Annotated in this window: 20 protein-coding genes, 1 tRNA gene and 1 pseudogene; 6 read left to right on the forward strand and 16 right to left on the reverse strand. The window is 36.7% G+C overall.

From position 1 onward, the window contains the following. Window positions 1-4: 4 nt before the first annotated feature. From spoVAD (F8153_RS04675) to F8153_RS04710, 10 genes are all read right to left on the reverse strand, one after another. The gene (spoVAD, locus tag F8153_RS04675) at window positions 5-1018 is read right to left on the reverse strand and encodes a stage V sporulation protein AD (RefSeq protein WP_151865205.1); all 1014 of its coding nucleotides are present in this window, start codon (window positions 1016-1018) and stop codon (window positions 5-7) included. 10 nt (window positions 1019-1028) lie between these two features. Next, window positions 1029-1478 carry a stage V sporulation protein AC gene (gene spoVAC, locus F8153_RS04680; RefSeq protein ID WP_151865206.1) on the reverse strand — a complete coding sequence of 150 codons (450 nt, stop codon included), beginning with the start codon at window positions 1476-1478 and terminating at the stop codon, window positions 1029-1031. Window positions 1479-1487: 9 nt separating this feature from the next. Continuing rightward, window positions 1488-1634: a hypothetical protein gene (locus F8153_RS15990; protein ID WP_192929652.1), complete on the reverse strand. Its 147-nt coding sequence runs from the start codon at window positions 1632-1634 to the stop codon at window positions 1488-1490. A gap of 11 nt (window positions 1635-1645) precedes the next feature. Next, a complete protein-coding gene (locus F8153_RS04685; protein WP_151865207.1) occupies window positions 1646-2053 on the reverse strand; it encodes a stage V sporulation protein AB in 408 nt (135 codons plus the stop codon). 3 nt (window positions 2054-2056) lie between these two features. Then, window positions 2057-2671 carry a stage V sporulation protein AA gene (locus F8153_RS04690; RefSeq protein ID WP_151865208.1) on the reverse strand — a complete coding sequence of 205 codons (615 nt, stop codon included), beginning with the start codon at window positions 2669-2671 and terminating at the stop codon, window positions 2057-2059. A gap of 12 nt (window positions 2672-2683) precedes the next feature. After that, window positions 2684-2830, reverse strand: coding sequence for a hypothetical protein (locus F8153_RS15995; RefSeq protein WP_192929653.1), 147 nt, complete (start codon window positions 2828-2830; stop codon window positions 2684-2686). Between the two features lie 157 nt (window positions 2831-2987). Continuing rightward, complete coding sequence (gene sigF, locus F8153_RS04695; RefSeq protein WP_330577640.1) at window positions 2988-3773, reverse strand: RNA polymerase sporulation sigma factor SigF; 786 nt, start codon at window positions 3771-3773, stop codon at window positions 2988-2990. Continuing rightward, window positions 3766-4206: an anti-sigma F factor gene (gene spoIIAB / locus F8153_RS04700; RefSeq protein WP_151865210.1), complete on the reverse strand. Its 441-nt coding sequence runs from the start codon at window positions 4204-4206 to the stop codon at window positions 3766-3768. Before spoIIAB ends, sigF begins: the two co-directional genes overlap by 8 nt. Before the next feature lie 13 nt (window positions 4207-4219). After that, window positions 4220-4564, reverse strand: coding sequence for an anti-sigma F factor antagonist (gene spoIIAA, locus F8153_RS04705; protein ID WP_151865211.1), 345 nt, complete (start codon window positions 4562-4564; stop codon window positions 4220-4222). A gap of 190 nt (window positions 4565-4754) precedes the next feature. Next, window positions 4755-5102, reverse strand: coding sequence for a phage holin family protein (locus tag F8153_RS04710; RefSeq protein ID WP_151865212.1), 348 nt, complete (start codon window positions 5100-5102; stop codon window positions 4755-4757). 93 nt (window positions 5103-5195) lie between these two features. Between F8153_RS04710 and F8153_RS04715 the strand changes: the two genes are divergently transcribed. After that, the gene (locus tag F8153_RS04715) at window positions 5196-5699 is read left to right on the forward strand and encodes a MogA/MoaB family molybdenum cofactor biosynthesis protein (protein ID WP_151865213.1); all 504 of its coding nucleotides are present in this window, start codon (window positions 5196-5198) and stop codon (window positions 5697-5699) included. Between the two features lie 26 nt (window positions 5700-5725). Here F8153_RS04715 and F8153_RS16715 read toward each other — a convergent pair. After that, window positions 5726-5821 (reverse strand): annotated as a pseudogene (locus F8153_RS16715) (stalk domain-containing protein); the annotation flags it as partial. Window positions 5822-5845: 24 nt separating this feature from the next. Beyond that, entirely contained in the window at window positions 5846-6508 is a 663-nt protein-coding gene (locus F8153_RS04725; RefSeq protein WP_151865214.1) for an N-acetylmuramoyl-L-alanine amidase family protein, read from the reverse strand. Window positions 6509-6691: 183 nt separating this feature from the next. Between F8153_RS04725 and spoVAC (F8153_RS04730) the strand changes: the two genes are divergently transcribed. From spoVAC (F8153_RS04730) to F8153_RS04745, 4 genes are read left to right on the forward strand one after another with little or no spacing between them, the layout of a single operon-like run. Continuing rightward, the gene (gene spoVAC / locus F8153_RS04730) at window positions 6692-7171 is read left to right on the forward strand and encodes a stage V sporulation protein AC (protein WP_151865215.1); all 480 of its coding nucleotides are present in this window, start codon (window positions 6692-6694) and stop codon (window positions 7169-7171) included. Then, window positions 7172-8173 (forward strand): stage V sporulation protein AD, encoded by a 1002-nt coding sequence (gene spoVAD / locus F8153_RS04735; RefSeq protein ID WP_151865216.1) that lies wholly within the window; start codon window positions 7172-7174, stop codon window positions 8171-8173. It abuts the gene before it with no gap. Between the two features lie 14 nt (window positions 8174-8187). Next, window positions 8188-8541 (forward strand): stage V sporulation protein AE, encoded by a 354-nt coding sequence (spoVAE, locus tag F8153_RS04740; protein WP_151865217.1) that lies wholly within the window; start codon window positions 8188-8190, stop codon window positions 8539-8541. A gap of 24 nt (window positions 8542-8565) precedes the next feature. After that, window positions 8566-8772, forward strand: a complete 207-nt coding sequence (locus F8153_RS04745; RefSeq protein WP_151865218.1) for a DUF1657 domain-containing protein — start codon at window positions 8566-8568, stop codon at window positions 8770-8772. A gap of 161 nt (window positions 8773-8933) precedes the next feature. On the opposite strand, the gene F8153_RS04750 is transcribed toward F8153_RS04745, so the two are convergent. Together F8153_RS04750 and F8153_RS04755 are read right to left on the reverse strand one after the other, a co-directional pair. Next, complete coding sequence (locus F8153_RS04750) at window positions 8934-9791, reverse strand: DUF421 domain-containing protein (protein ID WP_151865219.1); 858 nt, start codon at window positions 9789-9791, stop codon at window positions 8934-8936. Window positions 9792-9806: 15 nt separating this feature from the next. Next, entirely contained in the window at window positions 9807-10013 is a 207-nt protein-coding gene (locus F8153_RS04755; RefSeq protein ID WP_151865220.1) for a hypothetical protein, read from the reverse strand. Between the two features lie 172 nt (window positions 10014-10185). Between F8153_RS04755 and F8153_RS16000 the strand changes: the two genes are divergently transcribed. Further along, window positions 10186-10338 (forward strand): hypothetical protein, encoded by a 153-nt coding sequence (locus tag F8153_RS16000; RefSeq protein ID WP_192929654.1) that lies wholly within the window; start codon window positions 10186-10188, stop codon window positions 10336-10338. Between the two features lie 100 nt (window positions 10339-10438). Here the strand turns inward: F8153_RS16000 and F8153_RS04760 are convergent, their stop codons facing one another. Further along, on the reverse strand, window positions 10439-11374 hold the full coding sequence (locus tag F8153_RS04760; RefSeq protein WP_151865221.1) for a polysaccharide deacetylase family protein: 936 nt from the start codon (window positions 11372-11374) through the stop codon (window positions 10439-10441). 274 nt (window positions 11375-11648) lie between these two features. Continuing rightward, window positions 11649-11725, reverse strand: a tRNA-Thr gene (locus tag F8153_RS04765).

Here is an 11725-nt window from a genome sequence, read left to right on the forward strand (position 1 = left end):
AATATTAATTGCATTCAATGGTAACAGCGTGGGCTATACTTGGGATAGACTCTCCCTGTTGAAGACTTAAAGGAGAGAATAGCGCACCCGTAGAAACCAGCAATATTTTTCGATACTTTTTCTCTACTAACTTTTTATATAAATAGCCACAAAAAACTACTGCAGAACAACCACAACCACTGCCTCCTGCATGAGTATCCTGCTTTTTTCCATTGAAAATCTCTATCCCACAATCAGAGTAGTTTTTCATTATATCTAATCCTCGATTTCTAACCAACTCAATTGCAATTTCTCCTCCATATATCCCTAGGTCTCCGGTAATAATTAAATCATAGTCTTCAGGCTTGAATCCAGTATCTGAAAAATGAGAAACGATGGTAGAGGCTGCTGCTGGGGCCATTGCAGCCCCCATATTGCTGGCATCAGCTATTCCATAGTCAAGAACCTTACCAGTTGTTACATGGGTAATCGTAGGCCCCTTCCCCTTTTCACTAAGAATGACAGCACCTGCACCTGTAACCGTCCATTGGGCTGTCAAAGGTCTTTGATTACCTAGCTCAAGAGGAAATCTAAACTGACGTTCTGCTGAAGAAAAGTGGCTGGAGGTAGCTGCTACAACTCGATCTGCAAAACCTCCATCGATTAAAATCCCTCCTAAGGCTAAGGATTCTGCCATTGTAGAGCAAGCTCCATATAGTCCTAAAAAGGGTATTTGAAGGTCTCTAGCCGCATAAGTGGTGGCAATTAGTTGGTTTAAAAGATCTCCACCAAGTAGGTATTGTATATCTGGTATTTTCAACTGTGCTTTATTAGTTGCTAAGCTGATGGCTTCCTTAGTCATTTTACTTTCTGCCTTCTCCCAACTAACCTCTTGAAACAAATCATCACTTAGGACTTTATCAAAATACTCCCCTAGTGGACCCTCTCCCTCCTTAGGTCCTACTATAGAGGCCGTTGATATCAATAATGGAGGATTGACAAATTTAATGGTTTGAGTACCTATTCTTTTAATAGCCATTATGAACCTCCTATTTCAGTAAATAGTATATTAAACCCACCAACACCGAGGATGTTATTCCATAGACAAGGACTGGTCCAGCCAATGTAAACATTCTTGCTGCAACTCCAAAAATATATCCTTCCCTTTTAAACTCCATTGCAGGTGAAACTATGGAATTGGCAAACCCTGTTATAGGAACTATGGAACCAGCACCAGCCCTCTTCCCTATCCGATCATAAATTCCAAGACCTGTTAATAGTGCTCCAACAAATATCATGATTAAAATAGTAGCATTTGTCGCCTCAAGGTGGCTTAAATTTAACATTCTTTCAACACTATTATGAATAAACTGTCCGATCATAGAGATAAAGCCACCAACAAAAAAAGCCCAGGTGCAATTTTTAATATAGTGGGGTTTAGGTGATATCTCTTTAACCAACTGTTGATACCTTTTCTTATTCTCCGTTTGTCTTTTCATTTAGACCACCTATCGAATTTCACCGGTTGATTGCAGGATCTTAAGATTTTCTACCGTCATATCATAACCTTCTTGATTTATCTGATGAATTTTATTCTTTTCCTCTCGATTCTTCTGAAGAGGATTCCAAAACTCCTTATGATGATTTTTTCTCATATAATCAACTCCTAATATATAATCCAATTGATAAAGGAACCTATCACTTTACCAAAAATCAGGGCATATAGAATATAAATTACAAAGCCTTCTAGTCTAACTCGCCTTACGATAACTGGTAAAACATTCATTACCTCAGCTAAGGCCGATGCTAAAAGGCCGATAAATATACCCATAAATAACCCAGCTATCATTACCACTGAAGTATTCATAGGTATTGTATAATTTGTTAATGAAGTAAAAGCTGCTAAAACTGCTCCAGTTATAATCACATTTTCATACCATATAATATACTTAGTAGTGTTGGTTAGTTGTGCCAACCTAGGTATAATGTCAAGCAATGTAATTAAAGCAACTATTCCACTTCCGACTACAACCCCATTTGAAAGACCAACAATCACAGCTATAATGTTTTTCATCTGTTATCCCTTCCTCGAGGAGTTATCTGTACCTTTTAAATACACATCCATATTTTGCTGATATAAAAACATCTCTACTTCAAGGGGGCTAGGTTCTGTATTAATCCTTTTCTTAAAAATATGATTAAAAAAAACCGACATACCAACTCCAATCCCTATACTATAGGGTATTTGTAATAGTAGTGGTCTATCCTTCTCCTCACCAGTTATAATATGATACATGGTTTTATGAGCAGCCTTCATATCAACATCAGCGTGAAAATTAATAATAGCCGTCATTGATCCTACAAATAATAGAAGGGTTACGAAGGCCAGTCGTAAAATTTTAAATTTGTCTTTTTTATTGGATTCCTCCTGTAAATTTATTAATATATCAGGTTGACCTAGAACCATGATGATGATTTCAGAATCCTTTTCTTTAATGAGTTGAATGATGGCTAGTACTGATATTACCATGGTTTTTTTTAAACCTTTTGACTGTAAGGGGTATTCAATGGATTCTATTTCTTCCTTTACTTTTGAATCAGCATAAATATCCACCAAATCTTTTATGAATAAAGTCTTATTTTTATAGGCTTCAACCTTTCCCTTTGATTGAATATAAATTTGATTTTCCAAAGGTTTTACCTCCTACCTAAATGGATCCTTTATAACTAAATCTGCCTTATCTGGTGTGGGATTTGATCTACGTTGGCTTAGGAAATACCACGAACCCACTGCTAGGGTTAAAATAATAATACCAATCAGTATGGTTTTCCTTTTACTTAGAAGCTTCATGAATTCCACCTCCTTGATTTTTATTATTAACTAAAATGAAATTTTAATTCTACACAAAATAAAAGATGGCTGTTTAGCCATCTTCATATCCATCATAGTTTTTTGAATGTATTTCTCAATTTTAAAAGATTGGGGTTCTTCCATGACTCAAAATGGTTTAAGCCATCTTCATAGAATCCTTCATATTTTTCAGTATTTTCTTCTCTATCCTAGAAACCTGCACCTGAGAAATTCCTAAAACCTCTGCAATTTCTGTTTGGGTTTTGTCCTTAAAGTATCTTAAAATAATGATTTGTCTCTCTCTAGGCTCAAGCTTTGCTATTACATCCTTTAATAATATTCTATCCACCATGTCCCCATCCTCTGAGGCTGCCTCCACCTTGTCCATTAAATGAATGGGAGCACCATCATCATGATGAATTACATCGTACAAATATTCAGGCTGAGTATTGGAATCCAAAGCCATTACAATTTCCTCTTTTGATATATTTAAGTCATCCGATATTTCTTGTAGGGTCACTTCCCTTCCCAGCTCCTTAGTTAAACGCTCCTTAGAGTACTTAACCTTTGATGCTGTCTGTTTCAAAGATCTTGATACTTTGATAATTCCATCATCTCGCAAAAATCTTTTGATTTCGCCAACAATCATAGGTACTGCATATGTAGAAAATCGCACATCAAAGCTGGTATCAAATTTATTAACTGCTTTAATAAGGCCTATACACCCCAGCTGAAAGAGGTCCTCCTTTTCATAACCTCTATTTGCAAATCTTTTTATAACACTTCGAACAAGTCCTAAATTACTACTAACCAATAGTTCCTGCGCATGACCATCACCAGCCTGAGCCTTTTTGATTAATTTCATTGTCTCCTCATGCTGGATCAATTCATTTGATTCCCCTGATAATGCTGAATAAACCATTTTATCTTCCCCTCTATTCATCTGCAATGAGGCTTTTGAATTTTTTTACCATCCTTATTTTTGTTCCCAAACCTGCCTCAGAATATACATCAACTTCGTCCATAAAGGTCTCCATAACTGTAAATCCCATACCAGATCTTTCGAGTTCAGGCTTAGATGTATAAAGGGGTTCCTTTGCCTTTTCGATATCTTCTATACCTCTACCTTCATCTTCAATAATAACCTCCAGCTCCTGATTGATTATGTAGCAGGTTACCTTCACAATACCTGTGGTATTTTCGTATCCATGAATAATTGCATTGGTTACTGCTTCTGATACTGCAGTTTTAATATCGGTTATCTCTTCTATGGTTGGATCCAATTGGGCAGCAAAGGATGCAACCACAACCCTTGCGAAGGCTTCATTTTGTGACTTGCTTTCAAATTCAAGCTTCATATAATTTTTGTATTCCATTGATAACACTCCTTTACATGCGATTAATGGCTTCCCGTTTATTTTGATATTTCTCAACTATACGATATAAACCTGCTAATGTAAATATTTTGTCAATTTTATCGGGGACCTCAACAACCGCAACCTTTCCTCCAAGCTTAGATATGTTTTTATATCTACCCATGATTACTCCAATACCTGAACTGTCCATAAAATGAAGCAAACCCATGTCAAAGATTAGATTCCTTATACGCTTTCTCTCTATGATATCATCAAGCTCAATACGTATATCTTCTGCAACGTGATGATCCAGTTCTCCCTCCAGTTCCACAATTAGTGTATTATTGTTGGTTTCATACTTTAATTGCACCTTATCCATTCCTCCTTTGTTTGCCAATATGATTTTGTAGTTAATACTTCTACCAATTGAAACCATATTCCTTCATCAAAAAAACACTTGTTTTGTAGTATTATGACTAGTTTTGACGGAAACATTGAATAGTTATTTAATAAGATTCTTTTAAAGGGGTAGAACAAAAAAGGATGTAGCCAAAGCCACATCCAAAGTATTATTTCTTAACTCCAGTTAAGGAACCAAGAACCATATTGGCAATACTTAATAGTATTGCACCAATAATTGCATCAAAATAGCCTTCCACTGTGAAGCCTTCAACAATTGAAGCAGTCATCTTTAAAAATCCACCGTTTATGATGAAGGTAAATAATCCTAAGGTCATAATATTGATGGGTAGTGTTAGAATGATCAGGATGGGTTTTACCAAGGTATTGGCTATCCCTAAAACAACTGCAGCTATTATGGTTGCCTCAATACTATTAACGTGAATACCTTCCATTAGGTAAGCAATAATATAGATAGATAAAGCACTTACAGCCAATCTTAGAATGAGTTTTCGCATTTTATTCCTCCTTAAGTCAAAATATGGTATGCTATAACTATATTATAACATATAATAATTTTTACCATCAGATATTTAAGGAGGCAGATAGTAATGTTGTCTATAGGAATTATAACAGCCAGCGACAAAGGTTCTAAAGGAGAAAGGGTGGATACCAGTGGTCCATTAATCGAAGAGATACTAAAGGATTTAGGGGCTGTTGTTAAGGAATATGCAATCCTTCCGGATGAAAGGGACAAGCTGGCAGATAAAATGAAATATATGTGTGATGAACTAAAGGTTGATTTAATATTTACAACCGGAGGTACTGGGTTTTCTCCAAGGGATGTAACACCAGAAGCTACATTGGATGTAATAGAAAGGAATGCTCCAGGGATTTCAGAGGCTATAAGAATGAAAAGTCTGAGCATAACACCAAAGGCTATGCTTTCAAGGGCTGTAGCAGGAATTAGAAAGCAGACCTTAATTATAAACCTTCCAGGTAGCCCTAAGGGGGTTCGAGAGAGCATTGAGGTTATTCTACCGGCCCTCTCCCATGGTATTGGAATTCTAAAGGGTATTGATGGAGAATGCGGTAATGATCACCATCACAAATAAAGGGAGGCATTAGCTTCCCCTATTTTTTACTCCTTTTTTAAGTACTCTATAATAACCCTTCCTTCTTTATCATCCCAAGTTACTTCATATCCAAAGCTTTCTATAAATCGTATTGGTACATAATGTCTATTCTCTAAAAAAAGGCCTTAGATTACCTCTTCTTTTCCATGGATCACCACATGAATATTCTTTCTTTCACAGGTGACATTTTCATTGATCAATGGATACACCTCCTTAACACTTTCAAAAATACCATCGGCGAGGGTTTCTCTATATTCCTCGGTTTTTAATAAAGCCTCCTCCTCCGGATTTGTATGAAAGCCCATTTCCACAATGACTGCTGGCATTTTACTAGTTCTTATCACATAATAGTAATCTTTACCATAATTAGGTGAGGCGGGATCATTTATTATTCTGGTTTTAATCCCTCTATCATTTCTCCCTGTTTTTTTAATAAGTTTCCCCTGCAGGACCGTTGCATAATTCTTCGCCTCTTGACGAAATACATCTCCCCATTCTCCATTATAGCTATGAAAGGTTTCGATACCATTAGCTTTAGGTGTCGATGCCGCGTTGGTATGGAGGCTTAAATAAAGCTCCCCCTGCCATTCATTGGCCATATCTGTTCGTGATGATAAGGATACAGTTTTATCGTCTTCTCTAGTCATTAAAACTTCATATCCTTCCTTTATTAATTTTTCCTTTAATCTCAAACCGATATCAAGTACTCCATCAGCCTCAACATATCCTGTTGGGCCGATATTTGCCCGATCTTCACCACCATGACCTGGATCTATAACAATTTTCAATTTACTCCCCCCTTAAAGAAGCTCTAATTTATAATATTCTTTTATCAATAGATGTTTCCAAAACTCCTGTGATAAAGCCTTCTCATAATTGATTTATAGAATATCCTTATGGCTACAGGGCAATAATAGACTAGAAGATTCTTCTATATATATTAGAAAGAAAATTTTAAAGAAGGTGAATAAATGTCTAGTAAAAAGAAGAAAAAGCTATCACCAGCTCAACAGCAGTATCAAGCCTTCGCTAAAGCAAGGGAACCTAAAAGACCAGCAGTAACCAATACAATAAAGGCTTTTTTTGTAGGCGGGACCATTTGCTTGATTGGTCAGACCTTACAATGGTTTTTCATTGAGTACTTTAACTTTACAGAAACAACTGCTGGTAACCCGACGGTGGCTGTGCTGATTATCGTTTCTGTCCTCTTAACAGGCTTTGGAGTTTATGATCATATAGCCCAATGGGCTGGAGCAGGAACAGCCATTCCCGTTACGGGATTTGCAAATACGGTTGCTTCATCTTCAATCGAGCATAGGAGTGAGGGCTTTGTTTTAGGAGTAGGAGGAAATATGTTTAAGCTGGCAGGCTCTGTTATTGCCTATGGAGTATTTTCTGCCTTTGTTGTTGCACTAATTAAAATAATTATCCAAAAGTTAGGTGGAATGTAGATGCTTAAGGGACATCAAACATGGATCTTTGAAAATAGACCAGTGCTTCATTCTTGTGCTGCAATTGGGGGACCTTTTGAGGCAGCAGGTCCTTTATCTGCAGACTTTGACTTGTTACATGAAGATATTTGGTTGGGTCAAAATAGCTTTGAGAAGGCAGAAAAGAGGTTCTTGGAAGAGGCCTGTGAGTTTGCCATTAGAAAGGGAGGATTAAAGAAGGAGGACATTAATGTTTTTTTAAGTGGAGACTTAATGAATCAAATCATATCTTCTAGCTTTGCAGCAAGGACCATAGGAGTTCCTTTTTTAGGACTTTTTGGAGCATGCTCAAGTTCAATGGAATCTCTTGCAGTAGCTTCAGCTCTAGTAAATGGTAAATTTGCAAAATATGCCTTAGCAGCTGCCAGTAGCCATAATGCAGCAGCAGAAAAGCAATTTAGGTACCCCACCGAGTACGGTGCACAAAAACCTCCCACAGCCCAATGGACAGTTACTGGAGCGGGGGCAGCGGTGGTTACCGATTCAGGTGATGGTCCATACATAACCTCTGCTACAGTTGGCAGGGTTGTTGACATGGGTATATCTGACCCCTTTAATATGGGAGGAGCTATGGCGCCTGCAGCAGTTGATACCATTCAGGCTCATTTTAGAGATTTGAATAGAGGTCTTGATTATTATGATATGATTGCCACTGGTGACCTCGGAAAGGTGGGACATAGGATAGCCACTGATCTTTTAACAGAGCATGGATTAAAAATAAACGAAGACATTTTTACAGATTGTGGACTTTTAATATATGGTGATAATAAACAGGTTTTCGCAGGTGGTAGTGGGTGCGCCTGCTCTGCTACTGTCACCTATGGTCATATTATGAATCGAGTGAAAAAGGGAGAGTTGAAAAAAATTCTTATAGTAGCAACTGGCGCCTTATTGTCTCCAATGTCTTATCAACAAAAGGAAAGCATACCTTGTATTGCCCATGCAGTTTCAATTGAAGCTTAAGGAGGAGATGAAAGTTGGAGAAATTTTTATGGGCCTTTGTAGTAGGTGGAACCATTTGTGCCATTGGACAGGTTTTAATGGATGTATTTAAGCTCACTCCAGCCCATACCACCAGTAGCTTAGTGGTGGTGGGATCTATACTGGGGGGCTTAGGATTATATGAACCTCTAATTAAATTTGCTGGAGCTGGAGCAACGGTACCAATCAGTAGCTTCGGTAATGCCTTAGTAAAGGGCGCATTGATGGAGGCTGAAAGAAGCGGGTTAATTGGCGTTTTAACAGGTATTTTTGAGGTTACCAGCGCCGGAGTATCCTCTGCAATTGTTTTCGGGTTTATGGCCGCATTAGTATTTAGGCCTAAAGGATAAAACTTCTCGAAAGGAGGTGAATCAATGACAGTAGGGTCTCAGATTCAACAGACTATTGCCACAATCCAAAGTGCATCTGCATCTCTTAAAACCTTTGCATTAGAAACTCAAGATCAAACAGCAAAGACAGAATTTCAGCAGGCAGCACAAAACTTAGATCATATTCTAACTACTTTAAAGAATAGACAAAATTATATTAATCAACAGGAGCCCCAATATAGACAACAGTAAACAAAAGTATTCTATACGTAATCTCCTTATTTTAAAAAGGGAGTGCCCCCTTAACAATCCCTATTTCATAAGAGTTAAAAAGCAACTATGAAATTAATAAATAACTGAAGGTTTACAAAAACCTTCAGTTTTTTATTTAAATTAAATTTAAATAATCCTAGCTAAGCCATTAAATGGGGCTCCAGCTTTTCTTCTACCTCTTTTATCGCCTCCGCCAGTTTTAGATATTTCTCCTTCCATTTTTTATTTTCTGTTTCCAAAGAATAGCTAATAAAATCGGCTTCAACCTTTTGAAGTTGGGCTAATAATAGCTCCCTAGTTGAGGGCTTAGGCATCATAATAGAGTCGTCAAATAAATCTATATATAGCTCTCCCATAGAATCTACCTGGGATAAAAAGACATTTTCCTCAGCTACACCAATTTTATCTAACTCTGTCTTCAACCATTTACGATTTAAGCCAAGGCTTGCCAATGGTTCATCTAACATGTTACCATCCATCATAACGGTTTGAGGTTCCTTTATTGAGCTTACATTAATTCTTAAATCCTTAGGCTTAAGGGGCTGTAACTCCCTTTTAGTAAGAACAGAAATATCTCCATTGGCTTCCATTACTGCAAACTCAACATCAGCCAGCTGAAAAACACTTTTTCTGCGGAGCTGTGATAAAAGCTCTTCCCCTGTTATACCTGTATAATGGAGATTTTCCTCCATAATCTTCCCCTCTTTTATAATCACAATCTCTTTTCCATAAATATGATCATGGAACCATTTAGACTTTTGTATTAAAAACCTGGTTACACCAATTAAGATAAACCAAAGGGCTATAGCGGTAATTCCAACTGCCAGATTATTAACTACACCTAAAACAACAAGACCAATCATATTGGCTGCTATTAGTCCAAAAAGTAAATCTATATGGATTAATGATGATACTGGTTTTCTACCGACTATTGGCATAATTAAAATAATGAGTAAAAAGGATAATCCCACACGAAGACTTATATTTAATAAATCCATATTATTCACCCTTTCTTAAAAACCCTTATATTGCCCTTCTTCATTTTCGATCTCTTTAATTCTTGTTGATAGCTCTTGAATGGTACTACTGATTTTTTCTCTACATTCCAACATTAATTCCCTAGTTATTTTGTCAGGATGATGATTTGCATAGGTACTTATAGTTGCCTCAACTCCCTGCAGCATTGCATGGGTTTGCTTTATTTGGGATGCTACTGTCATAAACTCCTCCTTAATCTATTTATTTTCAAAGATTGTTATTTGCAAATTATAGTATTTCAATCCTTTCTTTTAACCCTTTAAACACAAGATTTTTCAAGTTTGTTCTACCATCCCTACACTTTTTTCTTTATGGAATCTATGCTATGATATTATACTGAAGGGGGGTTACATCATGAATAAATGCAATAAGGAAGACTGTCTTTGCCCTAAAGCCAACTGCCCAAGACATGGCAACTGCTGTCAGTGTATTAATCATCATTTAAAAATACAAACCCTCGTGTATTGTATGAGGAGTATGGCAAAAAAAGAAAACCTTAAGGCTTAATCAAGCTTTAAGGTTTATTTATTATGATATTGAAGATACAACATTAATTTTTAATGTTTAAATTCTCAACTTACAATCCTCAAATTTTCAATTTTTATTGCTATCTATTTACAACTCGATTAATCAAACGTAGCTCTATCATCTTATCGATTTCTTCTGTAGATAGCTCTTCCACCGTTTTGAATCTATACCCTTCAGCTTTATAAAAGTCGATAATTTCTGGTAATACCTCCAGCATTGCTGTATTTCTTTCAGTATCATGGAATAAGATAACTATCAAATTCTTATCCTCTGACGCCTCCAATACATGATCTTTAATTGTGTTCCCATTAGTATCCTTCTTTGAATCACCTGAGTCAATGTTCCAATCCATATAATAATAGCCCTTTTCATTAATATCAGCCGTTAAGATATTCATAAAGCTTTGACCACCATATTCAAAGGAACTATGGTTGGAAGACCCTCCAATAAAACGAAATATTGGAGGTGGATATGTGCCCAAAGCCTTTGTTAATGCCTCCTCAGCCTTATAAAAATCCTCATAAAAGGACTCTAGGGTACTATATATGGCATAGTCATGACTATAGGAATGGGGTAATATGGAATGTCCTGCCTCTTGAGTTTCCTTTAATATTTCAGGATTTCTTTCGATTAATTTTCCCAATGTAAAGAAGGTGGCCTTTACTTCTTTTTCTTCTAGAACCTCTAAAACCAATGGGGTTAGTTTTGTAGGTCCATCATCAAAGGTTAAAAAAACCACTTTACCCTCATCTAAAGGGATTTTCTCTTCATCAGGGTTGTCATTAACCTCACCAATGATTTCAATTACCTCTTCCCCTTCAGAAGAGTTTTCATCCTGTATGGGTGATTTAGAAGGATTATGATTTGATACATCCTCATTATTTGATGGAGTATTATCATTGGGTGGTTCATTATTACCTCTAAAGCCTTCGGCCCCAACCCCTACAACGAAAATTCCAACCATCAGAATAAAAGTAATCATTACGATTCCTGTAAACTTTATAGGCTTTTTCAATCTGTCACCCCATATCCAATGTCTTTGTGATACTCACTAAAAAAAGATTTCTTTCATCCTTACCTCTATTATATTACATTTAACACTACATTTCCTAATAAATAAACAAGAAACCCCTCATCACAATATTACTATACTGATATCTCATAACAGCTTAATGTATCCTTTGGCTAATAAGAGGCCCCTTGAATTCCTACCCTCATCGGATTTACAAGAAATAAAAAACCCACCCTCCGAAATCCATTCAAAAAGTGAGCTTTAATTAGTATTTTAATGGAGCTGATGAGCGGACTCGAACCGCCGAACCTCTTCCTTACCAAGGAAGTGCTCTACCTGCTGAGCTACATCAGC

The sequence above is a fragment of the Alkaliphilus serpentinus genome, from assembly GCF_009017255.1.
Classification (GTDB): Bacteria; Bacillota; Clostridia; order Peptostreptococcales; family Natronincolaceae; genus Alkaliphilus_D; species Alkaliphilus_D serpentinus.